General features: G+C 40.4%; 20 protein-coding genes. 6 read left to right on the top strand and 14 right to left on the bottom strand.

What is annotated here, in order from left to right; translation table 11 throughout:
* The first annotated feature begins 98 nt into the window (after positions 1-98).
* Positions 99-2,231: a sensor histidine kinase gene (locus AC1DYB_RS28495; protein WP_477440063.1), complete on the top strand. Its 2,133-nt coding sequence runs from the start codon at positions 99-101 to the stop codon at positions 2,229-2,231.
* 14 nt (positions 2,232-2,245) lie between these two features.
* Here the strand turns inward: AC1DYB_RS28495 and AC1DYB_RS28490 are convergent, their stop codons facing one another.
* The 3 genes from AC1DYB_RS28490 to AC1DYB_RS28480 all read right to left on the bottom strand — a co-directional run bounded on the left by AC1DYB_RS28490 (position 2,246) and on the right by AC1DYB_RS28480 (position 6,659).
* Entirely contained in the window at positions 2,246-2,950 is a 705-nt protein-coding gene (locus AC1DYB_RS28490) for an NUDIX hydrolase (RefSeq protein ID WP_295719441.1), read from the bottom strand.
* 159 nt (positions 2,951-3,109) lie between these two features.
* A complete protein-coding gene (locus tag AC1DYB_RS28485) occupies positions 3,110-4,870 on the bottom strand; it encodes an ABC transporter ATP-binding protein (protein WP_477440061.1) in 1,761 nt (586 codons plus the stop codon).
* 34 nt (positions 4,871-4,904) lie between these two features.
* Positions 4,905-6,659 carry an ABC transporter ATP-binding protein gene (locus tag AC1DYB_RS28480; protein WP_477440059.1) on the bottom strand — a complete coding sequence of 585 codons (1,755 nt, stop codon included), beginning with the start codon at positions 6,657-6,659 and terminating at the stop codon, positions 4,905-4,907.
* 237 nt (positions 6,660-6,896) lie between these two features.
* Between AC1DYB_RS28480 and AC1DYB_RS28475 the strand changes: the two genes are divergently transcribed.
* Positions 6,897-7,499, top strand: a complete 603-nt coding sequence (locus AC1DYB_RS28475) for a GNAT family N-acetyltransferase (protein WP_477440057.1) — start codon at positions 6,897-6,899, stop codon at positions 7,497-7,499.
* 30 nt (positions 7,500-7,529) lie between these two features.
* Here the strand turns inward: AC1DYB_RS28475 and AC1DYB_RS28470 are convergent, their stop codons facing one another.
* The gene (locus AC1DYB_RS28470; protein ID WP_477440055.1) at positions 7,530-7,769 is read right to left on the bottom strand and encodes a hypothetical protein; all 240 of its coding nucleotides are present in this window, start codon (positions 7,767-7,769) and stop codon (positions 7,530-7,532) included.
* 287 nt (positions 7,770-8,056) lie between these two features.
* On the opposite strand from AC1DYB_RS28470, the gene AC1DYB_RS28465 reads away from it, so the two are divergent.
* Genes AC1DYB_RS28465 through AC1DYB_RS28455 form a run of 3 tightly spaced genes read left to right on the top strand, consistent with a single transcriptional unit; the run spans position 8,057 to position 11,997 of the window.
* Positions 8,057-8,746, top strand: coding sequence for an ABC transporter ATP-binding protein (locus AC1DYB_RS28465; protein ID WP_477440053.1), 690 nt, complete (start codon positions 8,057-8,059; stop codon positions 8,744-8,746).
* A 3-nt stretch (positions 8,747-8,749) separates the two neighbouring features.
* Positions 8,750-11,308, top strand: a complete 2,559-nt coding sequence (locus AC1DYB_RS28460) for an ABC transporter permease (protein ID WP_477440051.1) — start codon at positions 8,750-8,752, stop codon at positions 11,306-11,308.
* Between the two features lie 5 nt (positions 11,309-11,313).
* Complete coding sequence (locus AC1DYB_RS28455; RefSeq protein WP_477440049.1) at positions 11,314-11,997, top strand: arylesterase; 684 nt, start codon at positions 11,314-11,316, stop codon at positions 11,995-11,997.
* A 327-nt stretch (positions 11,998-12,324) separates the two neighbouring features.
* On the opposite strand, the gene AC1DYB_RS28450 is transcribed toward AC1DYB_RS28455, so the two are convergent.
* Positions 12,325-13,413, bottom strand: a complete 1,089-nt coding sequence (locus AC1DYB_RS28450) for an SIR2 family protein (RefSeq protein ID WP_477440047.1) — start codon at positions 13,411-13,413, stop codon at positions 12,325-12,327.
* A 318-nt stretch (positions 13,414-13,731) separates the two neighbouring features.
* Positions 13,732-14,415 (bottom strand): heme exporter protein CcmB, encoded by a 684-nt coding sequence (locus AC1DYB_RS28445; RefSeq protein ID WP_477440045.1) that lies wholly within the window; start codon positions 14,413-14,415, stop codon positions 13,732-13,734.
* 143 nt (positions 14,416-14,558) lie between these two features.
* Here AC1DYB_RS28445 and AC1DYB_RS28440 point away from each other — a divergent pair, with 143 nt between their 5' ends.
* Entirely contained in the window at positions 14,559-15,044 is a 486-nt protein-coding gene (locus tag AC1DYB_RS28440) for a methylated-DNA--[protein]-cysteine S-methyltransferase (RefSeq protein ID WP_295719460.1), read from the top strand.
* On the opposite strand, the gene AC1DYB_RS28435 is transcribed toward AC1DYB_RS28440, so the two are convergent.
* The 8 genes from AC1DYB_RS28435 to AC1DYB_RS28400 all read right to left on the bottom strand — a co-directional run bounded on the left by AC1DYB_RS28435 (position 15,033) and on the right by AC1DYB_RS28400 (position 24,701).
* The gene (locus AC1DYB_RS28435; RefSeq protein WP_477440043.1) at positions 15,033-16,976 is read right to left on the bottom strand and encodes a hybrid sensor histidine kinase/response regulator; all 1,944 of its coding nucleotides are present in this window, start codon (positions 16,974-16,976) and stop codon (positions 15,033-15,035) included. The two genes, AC1DYB_RS28440 and AC1DYB_RS28435, sit on opposite strands and share 12 nt — an antisense overlap.
* Positions 16,977-17,005: 29 nt before the next feature.
* Positions 17,006-17,593 (bottom strand): chemotaxis protein CheB, encoded by a 588-nt coding sequence (locus tag AC1DYB_RS28430; RefSeq protein ID WP_477440041.1) that lies wholly within the window; start codon positions 17,591-17,593, stop codon positions 17,006-17,008.
* Positions 17,583-18,413, bottom strand: coding sequence for a CheR family methyltransferase (locus AC1DYB_RS28425; protein WP_295719467.1), 831 nt, complete (start codon positions 18,411-18,413; stop codon positions 17,583-17,585). Before AC1DYB_RS28425 ends, AC1DYB_RS28430 begins: the two co-directional genes overlap by 11 nt.
* A gap of 2 nt (positions 18,414-18,415) precedes the next feature.
* Positions 18,416-21,856, bottom strand: a complete 3,441-nt coding sequence (locus AC1DYB_RS28420) for a response regulator (RefSeq protein ID WP_477440039.1) — start codon at positions 21,854-21,856, stop codon at positions 18,416-18,418.
* Positions 21,857-21,947: 91 nt separating this feature from the next.
* A complete protein-coding gene (locus AC1DYB_RS28415) occupies positions 21,948-22,373 on the bottom strand; it encodes a hypothetical protein (RefSeq protein ID WP_477440037.1) in 426 nt (141 codons plus the stop codon).
* A gap of 174 nt (positions 22,374-22,547) precedes the next feature.
* The gene (gene gldC, locus AC1DYB_RS28410) at positions 22,548-22,877 is read right to left on the bottom strand and encodes a gliding motility protein GldC (protein ID WP_295719474.1); all 330 of its coding nucleotides are present in this window, start codon (positions 22,875-22,877) and stop codon (positions 22,548-22,550) included.
* Positions 22,878-23,048: 171 nt separating this feature from the next.
* Positions 23,049-23,315, bottom strand: coding sequence for a hypothetical protein (locus AC1DYB_RS28405; protein ID WP_295719477.1), 267 nt, complete (start codon positions 23,313-23,315; stop codon positions 23,049-23,051).
* Between the two features lie 30 nt (positions 23,316-23,345).
* Complete coding sequence (locus AC1DYB_RS28400) at positions 23,346-24,701, bottom strand: DEAD/DEAH box helicase (RefSeq protein WP_477392662.1); 1,356 nt, start codon at positions 24,699-24,701, stop codon at positions 23,346-23,348.
* Between the last annotated feature and the right edge of the window lie 63 nt (positions 24,702-24,764).

Below are 24,764 nucleotides of genomic sequence, written 5' to 3'. Positions count from 1 at the left end.
TTTTAACAATTGGTTATAAAAGTAAATGTATTGAAAGTTTTAATTTTTGCGCATTTTTATTATAATTATGCCTGAGTATAAAATTCCAACATGTAAATATGAATAAAATATTGACAATCGCGTATTTACTATTCCTGAACACGATTGCTCATGCCTACAATACTGATACGTTGACTATTCATGAAAACAGATCGGAACTGTTAAACAGCCGCTATTTTTATGAATTGGAAGATCCACGCGCCGATTTATCTATCAACCAGGTTTTAAAAAGTACCGGCTTTCATCCTGGCAGCACCTCCCTGCCCCTATTAAAATATTCAAAATCGGCAACATGGGTAAGGTTTAATTTAAAAAACAAGGATAACAAACCTTTTATCGTCATCAGTATAGACCCAAGTGTTATTGATGAGTTTGATCTTTATTATCTTGACGGCAAACCCATTCAAATACATCATTTTACGGCAGCAGACCAGCAGAATGAGCTTGAATCCCGAAATATTACCTATATAAGGTGCCCAATTGCACCGGGAACATCAAACACCATTTATCTGCGTATTAAAAGTAATACTCCCGCTGTGATACCAGTAATAGTGTATAGCGAGGTAGCCTTTATAAAAAGCAGAAATATTGAAAACGTAGTTTATGGTGCATTTATGGGCATATTGCTTATCAGCGCATTTTATAACTTACTGTTGCTTTTTATAGTTGACGATATGAGTTACCTGTATTACGTATTTTACATTGTTTTTCTTGGAGCCTCGCAAACCCTGCTGCGTGGGTATGGAAATTACTTCACCGACAACAAAATTTTTATTAACAGCTATGTTATACCATTGGTAAGGATGTGTTTTGGCTTATCAGTACTACTTTTTACCGATGAATTTTTAAAGCTAAAACAAACCTTAAATAAGGAATACAAAATTTATTTACTGTTGTACGCATTATTCGCTGTAGTTTTTGTAGCCATTTTAGGCAATTTTGTGGCCTTTGCTTACAATTTAATTAATTGGAGCATAGGTATTACGGCAATATACCTGCTCTATATTGGCGCACTACTTTACCTAAAGGGGTTTAAACCGGCCAAACTATTTATGCTGGCCTGGAGCTTATTCTTAATAGGTTTATTACTTTCCTTTGCACGTAGTAAAGATCTTATTCCCTATAATATTTTCACCGCTAATATTATACCTTTTGCTTTGGTAATTGAGCTCATATTATTTTCGGCTGCATTGGCCGATAAGATCAATTTTTACCGAAATGAAAAAATGGGCCTTCAAAATTTTGTTGTTGCGGTTGCAAGAGAAAATGAGCGCTTAATTAAAGAGCAGAACATCCTGTTAGAAAACAAGGTTAAAGAACGCACCAATGAACTCATCAATGCCAATAAATACCTTTCCACCACTATTGATGATCTTAAGAGCACACAGCACCGGTTAATTGATACCGAAAAAATGGCCTCGTTGGGCAGGCTTACCGCCGGTGTTGCCCATGAAATTAATAACCCCATAAACTTTGTAAGTTCAAATGTTAACCCGCTCAGGCTCAATTTTGATGAGTTATTTTTATTACTGAATAAATACGAAGAGGTACTAAATAACCCCGATCGTACAGAATTTGGTCAAACTGCCCATACTTACAGGCAAAGTATTGATCCAGATTTTATAAAAGAGGAAATTGCCATTTTACTCAATGGTATTGAAGAAGGAGCCCGGCGTACTACCGAAATAGTAAAAAGCCTGTTTACCTTTAGCAGTACAGATGGGCAGGAACTAAAAATGCTCGATATCAATAAAGCCATACTTGCCAACATACTTATTTTAAAAAGTACAACGCCCTATTTTATTGAAATTAAAACAGTTTTTGATAATATTGAACCCATAAAATGCTACCCGGGTAGTATTAACCAGGTATTGATTAACCTGATAGCCAACAGCATATACGCCATTAAGGCAAAGGAACAACCCAACGATGATACAATAACAATTATTACACGTGATGTTACCGGTCATGTTGCTATTGAAATTACAGATACGGGCGTGGGCATGACCAATGATACCAAACATCGCATATTTGAGCCCTTTTTTACTACCAAAAACGTAGGCGAAGGCACTGGCTTAGGCTTATCAATTGTATTTGGAATTATTGAAAAGCACCATGGCAGCATTGATGTTATATCATCACCCGGTAAAGGCACAACCTTTAAGATACAGCTACCCAAAAGTTTAACCTGATATATACCTTACTATTAAAAAAACTTCTCGGGGTTTGGCACCAGGTTCAGGAATGATTCAAAATTTTCGGCGTAGTTTGATTGATCGAGCTTATAATAAAATGCCCCTTTTTTTGACGATAACTTATCTTTTTCGGGTTGTTTTATCAGTAAACCTGTGGATAACAGTTTGCGGCTAAAGTTCCTGTCATCAAATTTTGTTTGATAAACGCCTTCATACAAAGCCTGTAATTGCGGAATGGTAAATTTCTCAGGCAGCAACTGGAACAATAAAGGGTGAAGCGCGGCTTTATAACGCAGTTGCCTTAAGGCCAACCTTACCATTTCGGCATGGTCAAATATCAGTTCAGGCATTTCATCCAGTAAAAACCATTCCGGGTGATACTCTTCACTTAGTTGTTTTTCGTATTGATGAATATCAATCAGCGCAAAGTAAGCAATAGATAAGGTACGTTCAACAGGGTCACGATCCGGGCGACCGAACACCTGAAACTGCTCCATATACACATTTTTAAGCCCCGTACGTAACTCCAGCACCCGGTTAGCGGCATCATCTGCCGATTCTGACGGCTGGATAAACCCGCCCATCAGGCTCCATTTATTTTTTTCGGGTTCAAGGCCGCGCTGTACAAGTAACAGCTTAATGTTCCAGCCATCAAACCCAAATATAATACAATCGGTTGCCACCAAAATGCGTTTCTGACCGCTATACTTCTGCATAATTTAGTTAAGAGTTTATTTACAAGTGTAAAAATAATTATGCAATTTTTTAGTGTTAAATGGACAACTATTTTTTTCTAAGAAAAACTCTTAACTCAATCCCGGCAGGAAAAGACTTTTTAATGCACCTTAAAACATGAGCCCCCAAAAGCAGTATCCCTAACTCACCCTTCTCCCCTTCAACAACATATCCATAGCATCATCCAGTGATCCGGCGCGGATCACCTCGCCCGAGTTAACAAAAAAGATCTCGTCGGCATTTTCAATGGTATTAAGGCGGTGGGCAATAATTACCCGCGTTGTGGTTGCAGGCAGTTTATTAAGGATATCACTCAGCAACTTCTCTGTAATGGTATCAATATTGGCTGTGGCCTCGTCCAATATCAATATTTGTGGGTTACGTAAAACGGCCCGCATAAAAGCTATCAATTGTTTTTGCCCAAGGCTGATGCTATCTCCGCTTGATAATACCGGGGTTTCCAGTCCGTTTTCAAAAATGGCCAGCAGGCTGCCCAGGTTGGCATCTTTTATAACCTGCTCCAGTTGTTCATTACTGTAATGCTCATATACATCATTACTGTATAAAATATTATCTTTCACAGTACCGCTAAACAGGAAAGGTTCCTGTAAAATAAACCCAATCCTCAGGCTGCGCTCTTCGGCAGTGTAGGTTCTGATGTCTTTGCCATCAAGCAGGATCAATCCTTTTGATGGATCATATAAACGGGCTATTAATGATGCTGTAGTGGTTTTACCACCGCCTGTAGGCCCAACCAGCGCATATGTTTTACCTTGCTCCAATTTAAAGTTAATATGATGCAATATTTCTTTGCTTTCGTCATAACTAAAATTCACATCCCTAAATTCAAGCAAAGCTGCTTTAGGGTCTGTGATACCTGCCTCAATCAGCGGCAGATCACTTTCAAGTGCCAAAATCTGCGATATCCTGTCCCACCCCGCCATAGCCAATTGAAAGTTCGACCACAATGCAGCCAATTGCCGCAAGGGATTATAAAAAAGTGTGGTGTATGATAAATAACTTACCAATAACCCCATAGAAAACTGCCTGTGGCCAATAAGGTAAATACCAAAAGCAAGTACTATCAATTGTGCAATACTGGCAAATAAACCATAAACCGGCACAAAAACATTATTAGCCAAACCCGCGCCAATGGCCGTTTCATAATTTTGTCCATTTGCAATATCAAAGCGTTTTCTGAAATAATCGCGACGGTTAAAGGCGATGATCACTTTAAAATTACTCAGGCTTTCCTGGATTTCGCCGCTTAACCCACCGGTACTTTTAAGGTTAGCTGCATTTTTGCTTTTGATCCACTGCGATAATATCAGCGTTAAAAACAGGATAAGCAGGGCCGGTGATAAAGCCGCGGCACCAAGCTCCAGGTGTATCAGCAATAAAAATATACCGGCACCAATCATGGTAGATATATTGCCTATAAACTGCATCAGCGATTGCGAAAAAAACTGGTTGAGCTTATCGGTATCATTGTTTACCCTTGATATGAGATCGCCGGCCTTGTTCTGGTTAAAAAAGCCAACCGGAAGTTGTTGCAGCTTGTTAAAAATAGAGTTACGCAGCGTAAACAGCATGCGTTGCCCTACTCCACCCATCAGCGTAGTTTGCTTGTAACTGGTAAACAGGGCGGTAGTATACATACACAGCAATAAAATAGCGTTATGGATAACGCCGTTAAAATTTTTATGCAGCACATAATTATCAATAGTATGCCCAATAATAAGCGGCCCCAACAGGTTTAATGTTGAATTGATGAGTATGGCAACGACCGCGATGATGAGCGTTCGCTTTTCGTGTGATATGAGTTGTATCAGCTTTTTTAGCCCCGCAAAGGTTGACGTTTTTTGCGCGGTTTTACTAAGCTGGTTAAGATCGTAGTTCATTTTATATAATATTTTTAGGCCTTAGCTTTTGTGTTTAGTGAGCAACGCCCGATTCGTAATTACTGGTACTTTTCTGCGAATTGAAGATCTGTACATAATCCGGACTGGTTTTCATCAGATCGTCATGTACACCGCTGGCCACAATTTCGCTTTGCATCAGCAGGATTATCTGATCATAATGCTCAACTGAGGCTATTTTCTGTGTTACAGATATCAGCGTTAAACCAGGGTAATTTTTTTGAATATTGGTAAGTATCTTCTTTTCGGTGTTGCCATCAACCCTAGCCGTAAAATCATCCAGCAATAAAACTTTAGGATTTACAGCCAGGGCCCGAGCCAGCATAATCCGCTGCTTTTGGCCGCCTGATAAACTCGATCCACGTTCTGATACGATGGTATTTAATTGCTCAGGTAAACTACCAATAAAATCGCCCAGCTCGGCAGTATCAATAGCTTTCTGTAATGATTCGTCCGTTACGGTATCGCTAAAGGCAATATTCTCGCGGATGCTCATATTAAATATGATGCTATCCTGAAAAACAAAACCAACCTGGCTATGGAACGATTCACTATCATAGGTGGCAATGCTTTTCCCATCAAACAATACCTCGCCCTCAGTAGTATTTATAAGCCCGGTGAGCAAATAAAGCAATTGTGATTTACCGGCTGATGTTGGCCCAATGATAGCTATTTTTGATCCTGCCGTTACTTTGAGGGATATATTTTTTAATGCAAACTTTTGCCCGTAAAGTACAGATACATTTTTGAGCTCAACATCCCCCCGAAGGTTTGCTTTCAAACTACCGCCTTCGGCCACATCCGGTGCATCCAAAACAACGCTGATACGCGTGAACGATGCGCTGGCCTGCGCTATCAGGTTGCTCATGAAGCCTAAAATAAATATGGGGAATATAAGCAGCGATAAGTAACTGTTAAAAGCAGCAAAACTGCCCAAACTCATACTGCCGGTTATTACAAAGTGGCCGCCCATTACTAAAATGGTTAATGCAGCCATATTTGCGGTAAAAGTAACTATGGGTATTAAGCCGGCAAAAAAGCCCAATATTTTTAAACCATAATCGCGGGCTTCGGTATTCGCGCTCAAAAATTTATTGTACTCCAGTTGCTGAGAGTTAATAACCCTGATGAGCGCCGCTCCCAGGATACTTTCGTTAATTACCTTGTTCAGTTGATCAATAACGCCGCGGCTTTTCATGAATAGGGCCCGTACATGTTTTAAAACATACGCAAACGTACCGCCAATAATGGGGATAATAACAATAACCGCCAATGCCAGTTTCCAATTAATAGTAAGCAACATTACACTACAACCTATAATAATAAACAGCGATGATACGATAGAAACCAGGGCCTGCGATACAAACAGCTTTATAGATTCAACATCGGCAGTAAGGTTGGTTAATAGCTTGGATGGATTGGCCTGCTCAATAAAGGCATAGCTTTGGCGGGAAATCTTATCCGATAGTCTTTGGCGCAGATCTCTTGCCACGCGCTCTGAAGCATAAGTTTGTATAATGGTTTGCAGATAGCCGAAAACAAAGATGAGCAAAGTAGCTATAGTGAATTTTTTAACAATATCATTCAGCACAAATTGTTTATGGGTATAAGCATCAATTCCGTTTGCGATGATTTTGGGTAACCAAAGGTTGATACCGTTACCCAATAACGCGAACAATAACAGCAACGAAACCAAGCCTACATACGGCTTAAGCAGACTAAAAACACCCGGAGGTTTACTGGTTGACTGTGGTTTAGTTGAGGCTTGCATATTTTATTTGATAGTTGGCTGCTATACTATTTCAAAAGCAGGCCGCATTTATATTAGTTTAGTAAAAGTAAAAATTAAAGGAACTTCATCGTATTAAATTATTCCTTATTTATGATGACGATTAAAAGGGCAATACATTTTAACATGCCTGAAAGATTTTACGGCATTAACAGGGCTTAATCAGTTAGATGACAAATTGTTTATTTACTTTCATGTCCATTAATAAAATCATTACCTATGATCTCCTATTTTGACCCTGGCGCCAACTATATTTTAGAGGATGAAAAAGTTTTACTGCGCCCCCTGGAGGCAGATGACCTGCAAAATCTGCTGCCTTATGCTATTCATGAGCCTGATACATGGCGATACTCCAACGTAAGCGCCCGGGGCGAAGATGGCATGGCACAATATGTAACGGCCGCTCTTAACGCCCGTAACGAAGGCCGTGAATATGCTTTTGTAGTTATTGACAAACAAACAGGCCAGTATGCTGGCAGTACCCGTTATTACGACATCCAACCAAAACTTAACAGCTTACAGCTGGGCTACACCTGGTACGCCGAAAAATTCAGGGGAACGGGCTTAAACAAACGCTGTAAATTTTTACTGCTGCAATTTGCTTTTGAGGAATTGAATATGGCCCGGGTAGAATTTAGGGCCGATGCACGCAACGAGCGCAGTATAGCTGCCATGAAAAGCATAGGCTGCCAGGTTGAAGGTATTTTGCGCAGCAATATGCCGCTGGAAGATGGCGGCCGGCGCGATTCTATTGTGTTGAGCATTTTAAAAGAAGAATGGGAAAACGGCGTTAAGGAGAATTTGAAAGCGAGATTAAAATAAGGTTTTGTTTTATATTAAAGATTGATTTTGTTAGTCAACCCAAAACATTTCTTCAATATCATATCGTATTTGGGGCGGCAGATCTTTATTGACCACGTGTACGCTTGCTTTATGGATTCCTTTTATAGCTACGCAATTTAATATGGATAAATTTGCCTGCGTAAAATATTCCTGATATTTTTTTTCAATTGCATGTAAATAAATGGCGGCAAACTCCCGATCATTTATATGGCATTTTTTAATTTGATTAGCCTGAAATAAAATCTTCATACCGCTCAGTTTTTTTTTAAGTATCTGATTAACAAACATCTTAAATAAGGACAAATAAAAAAATGACGGGTATTATTTAAAAAAACACGTCTAATCACATTAAAAGATAACCCTAATCACAGTTTGTATAAGCTGCCCTTTGAGTATAAACAAAAGCCACGGCTATGTCATTAAATTAAAAATCCGCCATTCTATACCTATAAATAACCCAATTCCCGGATATTTATACAAACCCTTACGGTAACAAATTGGTTTGTAAATCATCATAGCATAAAAAAAATCATCCCTTGGAAACTATCCTTAATATTTTAAATCTCAGTAAAACATACCAAAGTGCCGGCCGTATGCTCACGGTGCTTAATGATATCAACTTTAATATTACAGAGGGCTCAACCAACGCCATTGTTGGGCCATCGGGCAGTGGCAAAACTACCCTGCTGGGTTTATGTGCCGGCCTTGATCGCTCAAGCAGTGGCTCTGTAGAGCTTAACGGTATTAATCTTGGTAACTTAACCGAAGATCAGCGGGCACAGGTGCGCAACCAGTTTGTCGGTTTTATATTCCAGAATTTTCAATTATTGCCAACGCTTACCGCACTTGAAAATGTGATGGTGCCCTTAGAGCTCCGGAACGAAAAAAACATAAAAGCAAGGGCATTAGATCTGCTGGATAAAGTTGGCCTGGCCGATCGTGGCCATCACTACCCCTCTCAACTATCGGGTGGCGAGCAACAACGTGTTTCGCTGGCAAGGGCATTTTCCAATGCTCCTAAAATTCTTTTTGCCGATGAACCTACCGGCAACCTGGATGCAGAAACCAGTGAAAAGGTAGTAAAATTAATCTTCGACCTCAATAAAGAAGCTGGCACCACGCTGGTGCTGGTAACGCATGATCTTGACCTTGCAGCCAAAACACAACGCATCATCAGGATAAAAGGAGGCAAACTCATATCCAACGAAAAAACAATTAACGGGTAAGTTATGGGGATAGATCCGGTTAATTATAAACGAAAAATAAACATAAGCTGGCTGTTCAATATGGCCTGGCGCGATAGCAGGAAAAATCGGTCAAGGTTATTCCTCTTCATCTCGGCCATTGTGTTTGGTATTGCCGCGCTTGTAGCCATTTACTCATTTAGGTACAATGTGCAGAACGATGTAAACGGGCAGGCCGCCACCCTTATAGGCGCCGACTTATCTGTATCTGGCAATAAACCAGCCGAGCCAAAGCTTAAACACACACTCGATTCTTTGGGCGATGAGCGGTCAACAGAACGCAGCTTTGCCTCCATGGCCTATTTCCCAAAAACCAAAGGCACAAGGTTGGTACAGATAAGGGCTTTACAAGGCGATTACCCCTACTATGGTACCATCGAAACCACACCAGAGTCGGCAGGAACAGCCTTTAAAAAAGAGCAGACAGCTCTTGTTGATAAAACCCTGATGCTGCAATTTGGTGTAAACGTTGGCGATTCGGTACGGGTTGGTAAAGAACTCTTCCTAATTGCAGGTACATTAAACAAGGCACCCGGACAAAGCGGAGCCATGGCAGGGATTGCCCCTGTTGTTTATATCCCTATGCAATACCTGGAACAAACGGGCCTCATGAAAATTGGCAGCCGCGTTAACTATACCTTTTATTACAAGTACAACCACAAGGTTGATATGGATAAGCTGACCAAAAAGCTTGATCCCGTATTGGACAAGGCAGGCATGAACTACGAAACTATCGAAATGCGCAAAGAAAACACAGGTCGTGCTTTTGGCGATTTGGGTAGATTTCTGTCGTTGGTTGGTTTTATTGCCTTGCTGCTGGGTTGCGTTGGCGTTGCCAGTGCCATACATATTTATGTGCGCGAAAAAATTGCCTCCATCGCTATTATGCGATGCCTGGGTGTTAAAGCATCAGAAGCATTTTTGATTTACCTGATACAGATTGTAGGAATCGGGCTCATTGGCTCTGTAGTTGGCGCGGCATTGGGTACAGCCATTCAGCATTTACTGCCCATTGTGTTTAAAGACTTTTTGCCGTTCACTATTTCTGTAGAAATTTCATGGCTAGCCATTTGGCAAGGCATTTTATTAGGGGTGATCATCTCTATCCTGTTTGCCCTATTACCGCTGATATCCGTACGTAATGTTTCGCCGTTAAACACCTTACGCATCTCGTTTGATGAGGCTGGCAGCAAGCGCGACCCAATGCGCTGGTTGGTTTATTTATTGATCATTGGCTTTGTTTTAGGGTTTACATACCTTCAATTGGATAGTTGGCTGGGCAGTTTATTCTTTACCCTCGGCATCCTCATTGCCTTTATGATACTGGCGGCTGTAGCCTGGTTACTGATGCGGGTAATGAAACTAATTATCAACAATGGCTGGAGCTATTTATGGCGACAAGGCTTTGCCAATCTATACCGGCCAAATAACCAAACACTTATCCTGATGGTTTCCATTGGGCTGAGCACCGCCTTTATTTGCACGTTATTTTTTATCCAGAGCATCCTCATTGCCCAGGTAAATTTGTCAAACAGCGGCAATCAATCCAATATGATATTGTTTGATATTCAAAAAAGTCAAAAGGATGCTGTTGCCGATGTAACCCGTAAACAAGGCCTGCCGGTACTGCAACAAGTACCTATTGTTACTGTAAGGTTAGAACAGATCAACGGTAAAACCGCGGCCGACCTGGTAAAAGATACTACCATCAAAATACCCCACGGCGTATTTGCATACGAGTACCGGGTAACCTTTCGCGATACGCTATCAGCATCAGAGAAACTTTTGGATGGCACCTGGATAGGTAAAGCCGAAGCGGGTAAAGATATACCGGTATCGGTAGAAGTAAATTTGCAAAAACGCGCACACCTCAAAGTTGGCGATAAACTGGTATTTAATGTACAAGGAGTACCTATGCCTGCCTATGTGGCCAGCATTCGTAAAGTAAACTGGGGTAAGGTGCAAACCAATTTCCAGGTGGTGTTCCCTACCGGGGTATTGGAGGATGCGCCACAGTTCCAGGTGTTGCTTACGCATGTGCCATCAAATAAGGTATCGGCTAAATTTCAACAGGCGGTAGTAAAACAGTTCCCCAATATTTCTATTATCGATCTGGGCCTGGTATTAAGTATTTTGGATGAATTATTGAGTAAGATAAGTTATGTTATCCGTTTTATGAGTGCGTTCAGCATCATCACGGGTATTGTAGTGCTGATAGCTTCGGTACGGATCAGCAAATACCAGCGGATCCAGGAAAGCGTTTTACTGCGAACCCTGGGTGCCAGCCGAAAACAGATCTTTGCCATTACCGCTTTGGAGTATTTGTTCTTAGGCAGCTTATCGGCCCTAACGGGAATCCTGATAGCTGTTGCAGGAACCTGGTTCCTGGCTAAATATAGTTTCGAGATCCCCTATGCGGTTAGCTTTATACCCGCTTTTGTATTATTTTTAATTATAACTATACTAACCGTCATTATCGGCTTGTTAAATAGTCGTGGGGTATTGAACAAACCGCCGTTAGAAATATTAAGGACCAACGCTTAATTATTATGCACAAATTTAAATCAACATATCTGCTGCTTTTTGTGGCTATTGCATTATCAGCCTGCGGCGAAAAAAACAAACCTGCTGCTGAAGCCGCAAGCAAAACTACCCCCACTACCAAAGCTGATGCATCGGCAGTAAAAACCATTTTATTTTTCGGCGATAGTCTTACCGCCGGGTACGGACTGGACGATCCATCAGAAGCTTTCCCTGGTAATATCGCCAAAAAGATCGATTCGCTGAAAATGCCCTATAAAGTGATTAACGCTGGCGTAAGTGGCGAAACATCTGCCGGTGGCAATAGCCGGATAGATTGGACATTAAAGCAAAAGGTAGATGTATTTATACTGGAATTGGGTGCCAATGATGGTTTACGCGGTATCCCACCCAACGAAACTGCAAAAAACCTGCAATCAATTATCGATAAGGTAAAGGCCAAATACCCCGATGCTAAGCTGGTAATGCTGGGCATGCAGGTACCGCCAAACATGGGGCCAGATTATGTAACTAAATTTAAAGCCGTATTCCCTACCATTGCCACAAAAAACAAAATGGCGTTGGTGCCCTTCCTGTTACAAGGCGTAGGAGGTCACCCGGATTTAAACCAACCCGATGGCATTCACCCTACAGAAAAAGGAGCAAAAATAGTAGCCGACAATGTATGGTCGGTTTTAAAGGGAAAGTTGTAGAATAGTATTAAAAAAGATGTCTCTCTGCCAAATTTCGTGAAACACTGCAAGGAAATGACATAAAAAAGGGCTGTCCTGCTGAGCCTGTCGAAGCATGTGGGCAAAGGCCTCTACGCGCGACCCTTCGACAAGCTCAGGGTGACAGGCCTTTTTAGAATGTACATACGTTGATAACAAACACGTCATAGATAGTTGATAGGAACCACTACTCTGTAGATCGGGGATTGCTTCCATCCTCAGCAATGACGAAGCTTTATAGCTCATAGGTAGGCACGAAGCAACACGGTCTGTTTATTTCCAAACCGCCCTTCAGGTTAATTCTATAAATCAAACCAGCGTTTTTAAAGATTTAGATAGGTAATGTTCCAATCCCGATGATGAATAATTTATGGTATTGCCAAACAAATTAATATAATTTGACTTTGGCTTATCATCTTTTAAAACTACATCAACTTCCAACTTATTTTTCTTTTGCCTGCCGTTAATGCCACGCATAATGATAGATTTAATGGCAAGATCTTCTGCGGGCAAAGAATAACCTATAAAAATGAGCTTATCCGCATTACGGATAGCTTCCATGGCCCCTTTCCATATCTGTAACAGGTTTGAATCCCTGATATCCCTTACAAAAGATGGGGTAACCATTACACTTTTTAAAGTAAGTGAGTTATTGCAAATGCATGTATTATCTGTCTTTTTTTGGGTTATATACGCCTGGTGCAAAATGCTTCCATAAGGATTTATATAGTACTGCCCGCAATAATCGCACCTTACCCAGTTAAGCGAACCATGAAGCTTAAAGTACTTAAAAAGTGGCCTGCTTTGTTGAAACTCTATTTCATCTGTAAGTACGCTTCTATAATTAATTCCATAATCTATCCTGTTTTCTTCGGCAGCATCAACAAATTGCTCGTCAATAATTAAATCGTAATTAGTGGTAATAATACTTACTGTACCATTTTTCTTTTCCTGCTTTATGGGGTCAAAGAATAATGGAATTAATTCTTCCTCTCGTTCAGAATATTCGGTTAAATGATATGCTATCAGTAATTCATCAACTGCCCTTTTTAACAATGCTTGAAAGTCCCTGAGATTTTTTTCATTAAGTTTTGGATGCGGCGGCGCGTTGTATAAACAGCAATGATCAATAAATGATAAAACCTCGGTAATATTAGGAATATCCTGACTTTGATTTACTTCATTTTTTTTGACGCTCTTCAACCCCGGATATATCAAATACAGGTAGTGTAAAAGTTTTTCTTCCTGATCCCATTCTTCATCTGTTTTGGTTGCACCTAATTCAAACAAATCATGTTTTAAAAGCTTTGATAAAATCTCAGGCATAATTTCGCCGGTTAGAGGATATCCAAAGCTTTTACTGAAACCGGCACCCAAAAAATAAACTATATCTTTCATTACACAACTTTTATATCCTTTTTTAATATTTCATGGGCTTTATCATCAGCAATTAGTAACTGCCATATTCCTAAACCTGGCTGATTGGCGGGAATTTTTGAATAAGGTTTAGGTTACAACTGTGGTTGTTGACTGATTTTTCAATTTGATTTTAACAATTAAACAGAAATGTCAAACCATCGATGACAAACTAAAAATCAGCTACTTATATTGATATAAATGTACCTCAAAGCACAGAAAGTACAATAGGTGTTTTCACCGTAATTTCTACCGTACTTTTACGTGGCAACAAAAAAGAAAGGTATTAATATGAAGAATTTAATCGCGCCACAAATACGGAAAAAGCAACAATGCCGTAGTTATTACAATGGCGTTTATGGCGAACAAAACACCTATATTGCCATAGCTAAAACTTCTGTCAACACCATCCATAGCACTTTTACTTAAGCGGATAAGTATAAGTATTACAGGTATAATAACCGGGAAACTCAATATGGCCATCAGCGTACCATTATTACCCGCTTTTGAAGCAATAGCCGATATCATGGTGAACACGGTTGAAAAGCTGACACTGCCTATAAAAACGGCAATGAAGTAAAATAAAGGATCGCCAAGAGGTTTAACAAAAAACACTTTATATACTATCAATGCCAGGAAACTGATCAATGACATCAGCAATATATTATAGATGGTTTTTGACAGGATGATAGCCTGCGGGCTGGCAATGGAGTAGTAATACAGCAGGCGGTTCTTGCTTTCCTGCATGAAGCTTTTGGCAATGGCGTTAACCGATGCAAATAACATAATGATCCAGAAAAGCACATTCCATACCAGGGGGTAGCTGCTGCTACCGCTAAAACCTGGCGTTAGGTTAAACGATATATAACAAACAAATACGGTTGATACCACATATAGCAAAACCCCATTAAAAGCATATTTTGACCGCCACTCCAGCAGAATTTCCTTTTTTAGCAAATGGATGGTTTCGTTAACAAGCTTCATGCGGCAAAGGTAATAATTTGTAAGAACTATGGCGTTTTATGCAAGAGACTGAACACCGCCTCCGCCCGTATTAATATGAGAATTACACCGGCCCTGCTTTTTGCACTTATTTAGTTTTAAATTCGCATATCAATTAACAAACCATGCCCATAGCTTATTGCCGTACACCGGTTGGAATAACCCGTATTACCCAGGATGATGATTGTATTTCGGGCATCTCTATTTTAGATGATGAACCTGAGGTAAGCCCTGCCCCAACCCAGTTATTGCAAACGGTTATCGACCAGTTAGCGGAGTATTTTGCAGGTGAAAGAAAAACATTCGATTTCCCCATAAAGCAACCCGGCACCGCATTTCAGCAACAGGTATGGGATAATCTGTTGCAAATTGGCTATGGTGTTACCATGAGTTATGCGCAGCTATCCAACCAAATGAATAACCCTTTGGCTATAAGAGCTATTGCCGCGGCCAATGGTAAAAACAATTTATGGGTTGTTGTTCCATGCCACCGGGTTATTGGATCAGATGGTAGTCTAACCGGTTACGCGGGTGGCCTTTGGCGCAAACAATGGCTGTTGGAGCATGAGGCCCGCGTTATGGGTGTGGGCCAAACAAGGTTAAATTTCTAACATATCCTTACGTTTTAACAGCAGCCTGCTCATTTTTTCATGCAACTGATATGGCTGGAAAGGTTTTGAAAGCACATCATTCATTCCCGCCGTTAAAGCCTCTTGCTGCTCGTGCCCAAATGATGCTGCCGACAGTGATATAATAGGTATGCTCCTTTTAGGTTCCACAAAATCAACCCTGATATTCCTGGCTGCTTCGTAGCCATTCATTTCGGGCATGTGGGTATCCATCAAAATAATATCGTAATGTTTGGTAGCTAGCTTATCAAGTGCTTTACGGCCGTTATCAACCATATCCACTTCTATCTGCCAGTCTTTCAATATTTTCGACAGCATAAACTGGTTCACCATATTATCTTCGGCAACCAACACTTTTATGTTATGGAACGATGGAAGCGCCTTACTTGATATTGGCCCAACTTCTTCAACTGGTTTATTAACAATAGTGTGCCAGTTTATAAAGCTAAAGGTACTGCCTTTGCCTACCTCGCTGCTCACACTTAGTTCGCCGCCCTTAAGTTCAACCAGTTTGGTTACAATGGCCAGGCCTAGACCAGTACCACCATATTTACTTTCCGTATCTGCGTCGGCTTGCTCAAATGACTCAAATACGTTGGCCAACCTGTCTGCTGGGATGCCTATCCCTGTATCTTCAACGCTATATTGTAATTTCACCTTATCATTATGCCTTTGCAATACGGATACTTTTAGCTTTACATAACCTCGCTCGGTAAATTTTATGGCATTGCTCAGCAGGTTCATGAGGATTTGATTAAGTCTTAACGCGTCAATCAACAAATGGTGCGGCACGTCATGATCTATCTCCAGCAAAAAATCAATATTACTTTCGTCAGCTCTGAATTTTAACAGATCAAATACCGACTTAATGATGTCATGTACATTATTTTCTGTACGTACAATATTAAACTTACCGGCCTCTATCTTTGAAATATCCAACACATCGTTTATAACACCTAAAAGCGATTTTGATGACGTCTCCAACAGGTCAAGCATTCCCTTTTGCTGTTCATCCAAATTGGTTTTAAGCAACATACTGGTTATACCAATAATACCGTTAACAGGGGTACGCAATTCATGACTCATATTAGCAAAAAAGGTTTCTTTAACTTTTTTACTATATTCTGCCTCCTCTTTTGATTTTATCAGTTGCTCCTGGTAACTTTTCTGCGGTGATATATCGCTGATATTGATAAAAATTATTTTGTTATGGTAAGATGCACGGCACTCCACCCAGATCACCTTTTTATCAAACCTTTCAAACCTGAATTCAAAAACAGCGAAACTGAGGTTGTCATTAATAATCTCGCCAAGCTTTTTACGAAACGCCGGCTGATCCTCTGCAACGGCCAGGTTAACAACATTATTACCCAATAGTTCGGCAGGTTTAAACCTCATGATAGATTCAACCGCCGGGTTAATATTTTCTATCCGCAGGGTTTGGGCATCAACAGAACAAATAATATCGGCCGAGTTTTTTACAACGATGGAAAAGTTTTGTAATTCATCGTTTTTCTTTTTTATTTCGGCTTGTATACGGGCAAGTTGCACAAATGAATCAACCTTTGCCGAAGTAATATAAGGATCAAGTGGTTTATACAAATAATCAATAGCGCCCGTGCCCAGGCCTTTAACCGCGTATTTGGTTTCCTTTGATATTGCGGTAACAAAAATCACCATAATATCTTTGGTGCGCGGGTTTGATTTAAGCATTTCTACCAGCTCAAAACCATCCATTTCGGGCATCTGCACATCAACTAATGCTATGGCAATATGATTTTCCCAGGCTATCTTAAGGGCTTCATTTGGGGATGTTGTAGAAAAAATACGAATGTCATCGCGTTTTAATAATGCATCAAGTGCTATTATATTCTCTTCTCTATCATCAACAATAAGAATATTTACAGGGGGCATGTAATATTGATTATATGTATGGTGAATCTTTATGTATTCAATAAATTAAAAATCTCTTCTGTTCGCAATATATATTCGGCAGCTCCAATATTGATAGCTGCCTGCGGCATTTCGTCCATTTCTGCATCTTCCGGGTGCTGTCCTATCGTTGTTGCGCCACTATTCCTCAGCTTTAATAAACCTTCGGCGCCATCCTGGTTTGCACCGGATAACAAAATAGCTATACAACGATCTTTGTAAACTTCGGCAAAGCTCTCAAAGGTAACATCAATTGATGGTTTAGAAAACCAAACAGCTTCAGAAACATCCAAACTGAATGTACCTTCTTTTTCGATAAGGGTATGGTAATTTGCCGGCGCTATGTAGATAGTATTCTTGTTAAGAATATCCTTATCTGCAATTTCACGCATCAAGATACGGCAATTTTCGGCAAACAGTCTTTCTATCTCACTTAAATAATTTTTTTTTCTGTGAATTACTATAATTACCGCCTTATTAAGTTCAGACGAAAGTAATTTAACTATTTGGAACACCAATTTAAATGAGCCTGCCGATCCGCCTAACAATAATATTTCGGCAGATTTCCAGCGCTCAATTAATTTTTTATCAGGACCCAACTTTTTGATAGATGTTTTCTTTTTGATTAATTACCTTAAACTTCTTTTTGAAAGCATCAGAGCGGATAGTTTCTTTACTGCCCAGGCACAAATACCCCAGCGGGCATAAACTTTGGTAAAAAAGCTCCAGAATGCGCTCTTGTAGTTCAGTTTCAAAGTAGATGAATACGTTACGGCAGCTAATGAGCTGAAACTCGTTAAACACCCCGTCTGAAACCAGGTTATGAACGGAAAAAAGTGTATTTTGTTTCAACTCGTTATGGATTGACGCCGCATCATATAGAATAGTAAAATGATCTGATATTGATCCTCTTAACCCTGTAAGCTGGTAATTTTCGGCATAGCTTTTTATGTTGCGCAGGCTATAAATACCTTTACGGGCTTCCTTTAATACTTCGGTGTTAATATCCGTACCGTATATGAATGATTTTTGGCTTAAACCGGCCTCGCGCATTAATATAGCCAGCGAGTATACTTCCTCGCCGGTTGAGCAGCCTGCAACCCATATTTTTGAATGCTGATAGGTTGAAAGATAAGGCACAACCTGGCTATTTACAGCTTTGTAAAAAGTAGGATCCCTAAACATTTCGGTAACGTTAACCGTTATTTCCTCTAAAAAATCCTGGAAAAAGGACTGATCATTCACCAACATGTGTTTAAGGTCATAATAGCTTATTTTTTTAAGTTGCATGATCCTGGTGATCCTCCGTTTTAAAGAGGCCTTGGTATATCCCGAAAAATCAAAGCCATGAATCCTTTTAACCAGGTCAATCAGCTCGGATATTTGGGTGGATGATATAATAACAGAAGTATCGGTCATAATTAACTTTCCAGCCACAGTTGCATTAACGAAATTAACCTGTCCATATCAACCGGCTTTGTGATGTAATCATTTGCCCCGGCGGCTATGCACTTTTCACGGTCATCTTTCATTGCTTTTGCAGTTAAAGCTATTACAGGCAATTTAGCCCATTTGTTTTGCTTGCGAATGTACCTTGTGGCCTCATATCCATCCATTTTGGGCATCATGATATCCATCAGTACAATATCAATATCATGCACCTCTTCCAGCTTGGCAATGGCTTCTTCGCCATCGTTGGCTATTTCCACAACCAGGTCATAGCTTTGCAGGGCGCTGCTTAAAGCAAAAATATTGCGCATATCGTCATCAACTATAAGCACCTTTTTACCTTTAATGGCATCCTTCCCCTTAGTTGGTAATTTGGGTTTTGATATAGGTGTTGATACCTGGCCCACAGATTCGCTTATTTTGTTCAGGAACAGGTTAACCTCATCAATCAGCCTATCGGCAGATTTGTTGGTTTTAACTACCATGGCATTGGCATACTGCATCAGCCTGTTAACAGATGCCTTATCAAGCTCCATAGCTGTATTTACTATTACAGGCAATGGTGCAAAGCGGTCAACATTTTTTATCTTATCAAGCAGGTCCAGTCCTGAAATATCGGGCAGGTTAAGGTCAAGGATCACACACTGATACTCATTTTCGTGCAGCATTCTGAATGCCGATTCGCCGTCAAAAGCCTGGTCAACCGTAATACCCTGGCTTATCATCATATCTTTAAGCGCCTGGCTCTGCACCTTGTGATCTTCCACAAGTAATATCTGACTAAACTTAACACCGCTGTGCAACATGATGTCGGCAAACAGCTTATCCAGTGTTTCGGTATTGATAGGTTTCTTCAGGAAACTGATGGCCCCCTCCTTATGCACCCGGTTAGCGGCAGCCTCACCGGCCGACATCAGGTGAACAGGAATATGCATGGTTGCCTCATCAGCTTTTAATTCTTTCAATATCTGCCAGCCATCTTTACCGGGCAGCATAATATCCAATATCACGGCATCAGGCTTAGCCTCTTTTACGGTTTCAAAGGCACGGGTACCTTCATATACCATAATTGATTTATAACCATGATCGCGGGCATAGTCCTGCAAAATATTGGCAAAGTTTTTATCATCCTCTACAATTACAACCAGCGGATCGCGGTTATCCTCTCTTGCCACAGCTTTAGCCGGTTTCAAAAAATTATTTTCTGCTTTAAAAGTTTGCGCGGTTGGCAATATAATATCATCAACTATCGGCACCACTTTAGCTTCAAAAGGTATTGTGAGCACAAATTCGCTGCCCAGGCCGGGTTCGCTGCTCAGGGTAATGCTGCCGCCAAGCAGTAAGGCCAGTTCTCTGCTGATAGAAAGGCCTAAACCTGTACCACCATATTTGCGACTGGTTGAACCATCGGCTTGTTGAAAGGCCTCAAATATGATCCGTTGTTTTTCGGCAGGAATACCAATACCAGAATCTTTTATGGCAAAGCTGACGGTTTTATCTTTTGCCCCCGGTTTAGCGGTAATGGATATTGATCCATTCTCTGAGGTAAATTTAAACGCGTTCGAGAGCAGGTTTTTAATAACCTGTTCAACCCTTACCTTGTCAGTAAATACGGTTACAGGTACATCATGGGCAACACTGGTTTTAAAGTTGATCTTTTTGTGACCGGCAATTTCTGAAAACAGCATTTCCATATCGCCCAAAATTTCAGATATTTTGATATCCTCATTTTGCATATCAAGCTTGCCAGATTCAATTTTTGATAGATCGAGGATATCATTGATCAACGTAAGCAGATCGTTACCGGCGTTAAATATCACACTGGCATATTTGATCTGGTCTTCTGATAGGTTGTGTGGTTTGTTATCCCTAAGGATACGCGCCAATACCAGGATACTATTTAGCGGGGTGCGCAGCTCATGGCTCATATTGGCCAAAAACTCCGATTTATATTTGCCTGTTGTTTCCAGTTCCTCCACTTTGAGGTTAATGGCGGCGCGGGCTTCTTCAATGGCCTGGTTTTTTTCTTCAAGCAGGCTGGCCTTTTCTTCCAATTCGGCGTTTATGGTACGCAGCTCTTCCTGTTGCACGCGTAACTCTTCTTCTGATGCCTGCAACATTTCTGTTTTGTTCATCAGCTCTTCGTTGGTAACGCGCATTTCTTCCTGTTGTGCTTCCAGCTCTTCTGCCTGTTGCTGGGTTTCCTCAAACAGATCATGCATAATGGTGCGTGCCTGTGCTGTGTTAACCGCTATACCTATATCGTTTGCAACAGCAAGAATATATCCCCTGTCGCTATCAGATAAACCGGCACCAAAAGCAACCTCCATTACCCCCTTTAACTTTTTATCAAAAAAGAAAGGAACAATAAAAGTTTCTGTCAAAAGCTCTTTAACTACCGACGACGAAATTTCAAGCCTATCGTTCAGTTTGCCTTTTACAACAGCGGCTTTTTCATCCAGTGCAACCTGGCCAACCCATCCTTCTGATAATTTAATTGTTTTCTTTAACAGTTCGGGATTATGAAACGCATATGAAGCATACAACTCCAGGTGTTGTTCCCGTTCATCATATAAATAAAATGTACCTGCAGCCGCTTTACTATGGCTACAAACTTCGGTCAGTATGTTTTTAGATAATTCTTTTTCGCTTTGCTGCCCCTGCATCTTTTCGTTAAGAATACCGGTACCCGTTAGTAACCAATTTTTAGCTTCATTTTCGGCAAGCACTTTGGCCAGCTCAATATTGGCTACTTTAATTTCATCTTCTATTTTTTTCTGCTGATTAAAAGTTGCCTGTATATAGAAGAATAAAAGCAGGATAATGACCAGGAATATTAATGAACCGAAAACGATAATGATAATAGCCCTGTCAGAAGCAGATTCTGAATTTTTTTTGCGGACATTTAGCAATCTGCTTTCGTTATCAATAACACGACCAACAAGCCCCCGTATCATATCCATGTGTTGTTTGCCATTAAGAAACATGCTGTTGGCAACCATGTATTCAAGCCCTTTACTTTCGCGGGTTTCAATATTTTCTTTTAAGATGGCGCGCTCGGCAGTTACCGAAGAAACTAATGAATCAATCCGTTTTTGTTGAGCATGATTATCTTTGGTAAGTGTTCTTAAATCCTGCAGATCTTGGTCAATGCGGGGCAGGGCTTCATTGTAGGGTTCAAGAAATACCTTTTTTGCTGTTGCACCATAACCGCGCATACCAGTTTCGGCATCTATTAAATGTTGCAGCAAATTTGTTGATGATTTAATAACATTTTGGGTATGATTAACCCATACATTATCTTCCTCTAACTGGCGGATGCTGGAATAGGAAAGTACGCCAACCACTAAAACCAATATTATGGATACAATAAAGCCGGCAAGTACTTGCTGGCGAAAAGAAAATCTCAACATTTAAAACTAATTAATGGTACAAATATGTTTAAAAAAAATTATCCCTGTATAATGTTCAGCTAATAAACATTTTAGGAATAAATTGTTTTAATCAAATTACTTCCGGTGGTTTTACATAGCCTTTAGGTTTACTGCTTAATGCACCAGCCAATGCCAGTACAGGGCCGGCAAATAAAACCCACCATCCCCATTTAAATTTAATTTGCTTAGTTAACAGCGTATCAAACTTGTGGAATGGTATAAAACTAAATGTGGTTTTTACTTTAAAAATTGCAGCTGCCAGCAATACCACCACTAAAACCAGCGACAACCATGCTGATGCACGCGTAATTTTATGCTGATTTAAAAACGAAGAAATAATACCAATTATCGCTACCAATAATAGTACTATGCCATATGGCTGATTAAGCTGATAAACATTCCAGTTGAATAAATGAAACGGACGCAATAAAGGGCTATAGGTACCTGCAAAAAGCAGTAAAAAGCCCACAAATGATAAAATTGAGCTAAGGCGCATGGGTAAGGGTTTAGTATCAAGTAGCAAGACTGCTATAGTAGTAGTAAACAAACTTAGTATTATCGTTAACGGACGCTTTGCGACTTACAGGTCTATCAAGTATCAAAATCAAAAATCTTGATACTTACGACTTGATACTATCTATCGATACTAACTACTTGATACTGATAAAAGTTATTGTTTAATTTCCATTTTATCGGCAAAGTGTGCGCAGTAATCGCGCAGATCTTCAACGATGTTCTTTTCGCCGGTGGCGCGTAAAAAGCTATCGCCCATGGTTTGCAGGGTTTCGTAAAAGAAACGTTTCATTTCATCAACCGGCATATCCTTAGTCCAAAGATCAATACGCAGTGTATTTTTATAGCTCTGATCCCATAAGGCCAGCATGAATGATTTTACAGGCAATGCTTCCTTTGACGCAGAATCTGTTGATTCCCACATGATATTTTCAGGTACGTTATTATCGTCAAGAGTAACGGTAAGCTTTATTTCGGCAGTTTTCATTTTAATGATTATTAAGGTCGCAAAAGTATGCTATTTTAATGCGACGGGATTATAATGAATTTGTAATTTTTATTTGAAAGCCTCTGCCCGGTGAGAGCAGAAGCGTTGTTGAAAAATATGAAATTTGATTTAGGAGCTCCGGAGGAGCTCTGCTTATTAGATAAATGGTTTTTATTTAACCAATAAAAATACAATAACCACCAAAGCTATAAAGCATAGCTCAATGATCCATAATTTTTTAAGTTCGGCAAAAAAGTTACGAAAAATAAGATCGAGGAAAAACACTACCGCCGCAAACAATAAAAATATCCAGCCGATGGTGCCGCTCCAGGTTTCAAGCGGATGGCCTGCAATGGCGGCGCCTTTGAGCCATATATAAACCGCTACCACTAAAAAAAATGTGGTGGCAAAATTTAACGGGGTAATACGCAATTTCATCTATGAATATATTTGTAGTTTTAAGGTTTATTAACGCTTTTTACGTGATGATGACGACCTGGTTTTGCCACCGGCAGCCTTATATGCTTTACCATATTTCACCTTGTTTTTAGCCTCATCAAATTTCTTATGCTGATTAAGTGTTTTCTTTTCGTGGAAGGCGCCTTTAAAATCAGGATCATCCTTACGCTTTTGCATATCTATCTCTTTAGCCTGGGCCTGCCGCTCATCGTAACCGGTTTCTTCAATGAACACATCATCAGGAACGGCCGATACCGGGATGGTTTGCTTGATCAGTTTTTCTATCTTGTTAAGATAGTACTGTTCTGCAGGGCCACAAAAAGTAATGGCCTCGCCAGATTGCAGCGCCCGGCCTGTACGCCCTATCCGGTGCACATAATCTTCTATAACTACCGGCACATCAAAATTAATTACGTGGCTCACATCGCTTACATCAATCCCACGTGAAGCCACATCCGTAGCCACCAATATTTTTACCTCATCGTTCTTAAACGAATTGATAGAGTTTATACGGGTATTTTGCCCTTTATTAGCATGCAACACCTTAACACCGCCTTCGCCAAATTTGCGCAGCAAAAATTTATAAACATCATCTGCCACCACACGGGTTTTACAAAATATCATCAGCTTGGTAATATCACCTTCGGCCTCCAATAATTTTTTAAGCAGGTTTATTTTGGTTTTAACGTTGGGCACATGAAATATATGCTGATTAACAGTTTGCGCAGGTGTAGCCTGTGGCGTAACCTCAATAATGGTTGGATACTCCAGGAAGTTATTAGATAACTCGTGGATCTTATCGCTCATGGTTGCTGAGAACAGCAGGTTTTGCCTTTTAACGGGCACCACCTCCAGTATGCGGTTTATCTGGGGCATAAAGCCCATATCCATCATTTTATCGGCCTCATCCAATACAAGCACCTGCAAGGTTTTGGTTACAATATGCCCTGCCAGGTAAATATCCATAAACCGACCGGGAGTGGCCACAATAATATCAACACCTTTATTAATCTGCTCAATCTGTGTTTTGGGGCCAAGGCCGCCATAAAGCACCACAACCCGTAAATCAGTATTGGCAGCAAAAGTCTTTACATTCTCTTCAATCTGCATAGCCAGCTCACGCGTTGGCGAAATAATAAGCGCGCGGGCATGATCGCCCTGGGCATATTTAAGCTTCATGATAATAGGCAACACATAAGCGGCCGTTTTGCCGGTACCAGTTTGCGCTATGCCCATTACATCCTGCCCATTCATTATAGGCGGAATAGCTTTTTGCTGAATAGGCGTAGCTTCGGTATAACCGGCGTCAGCTATCGCGGTCAAAATTTGCCGGTTAAAATTAAAATCTTCAAAAGTTACAGCCATGCTGCAAAGATAGGCTTTTTGTTTAAGTAGGCTATTTTAAGTTATCAGCCCTAACCTTAAGTA

This window comes from Mucilaginibacter sp. P2_A4 (genome assembly GCF_056405015.1).
This window is presented reverse-complemented; position numbering and strand designations above follow the sequence as displayed.

Bases quoted from the DNA above. Each gene is read 5' to 3' on its own strand.
- AC1DYB_RS28455 (WP_477440049.1), top strand. From the start codon at position 11,314: ATGCACAAATTTAAATCAACATATCTGCTGCTTTTTGTGGCTATTGCA.
- AC1DYB_RS28440 (WP_295719460.1), top strand. From the start codon at position 14,559: ATGCCCATAGCTTATTGCCGTACACCGGTTGGAATAACCCGTATTACC.
- AC1DYB_RS28420 (WP_477440039.1), bottom strand. From the start codon at position 21,856: ATGTTGAGATTTTCTTTTCGCCAGCAAGTACTTGCCGGCTTTATTGTA.
- AC1DYB_RS28475 (WP_477440057.1), top strand. From the start codon at position 6,897: ATGATCTCCTATTTTGACCCTGGCGCCAACTATATTTTAGAGGATGAA.
- AC1DYB_RS28490 (WP_295719441.1), bottom strand. From the start codon at position 2,950: ATGCAGAAGTATAGCGGTCAGAAACGCATTTTGGTGGCAACCGATTGT.
- gldC (WP_295719474.1), bottom strand. From the start codon at position 22,877: ATGAAAACTGCCGAAATAAAGCTTACCGTTACTCTTGACGATAATAAC.
- AC1DYB_RS28445 (WP_477440045.1), bottom strand. From the start codon at position 14,415: ATGAAGCTTGTTAACGAAACCATCCATTTGCTAAAAAAGGAAATTCTG.
- AC1DYB_RS28495 (WP_477440063.1), top strand. From the start codon at position 99: ATGAATAAAATATTGACAATCGCGTATTTACTATTCCTGAACACGATT.
- AC1DYB_RS28425 (WP_295719467.1), bottom strand. From the start codon at position 18,413: ATGACCGATACTTCTGTTATTATATCATCCACCCAAATATCCGAGCTG.
- AC1DYB_RS28485 (WP_477440061.1), bottom strand. From the start codon at position 4,870: ATGAACTACGATCTTAACCAGCTTAGTAAAACCGCGCAAAAAACGTCA.
- AC1DYB_RS28480 (WP_477440059.1), bottom strand. From the start codon at position 6,659: ATGCAAGCCTCAACTAAACCACAGTCAACCAGTAAACCTCCGGGTGTT.
- AC1DYB_RS28405 (WP_295719477.1), bottom strand. From the start codon at position 23,315: ATGAAATTGCGTATTACCCCGTTAAATTTTGCCACCACATTTTTTTTA.
- AC1DYB_RS28470 (WP_477440055.1), bottom strand. From the start codon at position 7,769: ATGAAGATTTTATTTCAGGCTAATCAAATTAAAAAATGCCATATAAAT.
- AC1DYB_RS28460 (WP_477440051.1), top strand. From the start codon at position 8,750: ATGGGGATAGATCCGGTTAATTATAAACGAAAAATAAACATAAGCTGG.
- AC1DYB_RS28400 (WP_477392662.1), bottom strand. From the start codon at position 24,701: ATGGCTGTAACTTTTGAAGATTTTAATTTTAACCGGCAAATTTTGACC.
- AC1DYB_RS28415 (WP_477440037.1), bottom strand. From the start codon at position 22,373: ATGCGCCTTAGCTCAATTTTATCATTTGTGGGCTTTTTACTGCTTTTT.
- AC1DYB_RS28435 (WP_477440043.1), bottom strand. From the start codon at position 16,976: ATGCCCCCTGTAAATATTCTTATTGTTGATGATAGAGAAGAGAATATA.
- AC1DYB_RS28450 (WP_477440047.1), bottom strand. From the start codon at position 13,413: ATGAAAGATATAGTTTATTTTTTGGGTGCCGGTTTCAGTAAAAGCTTT.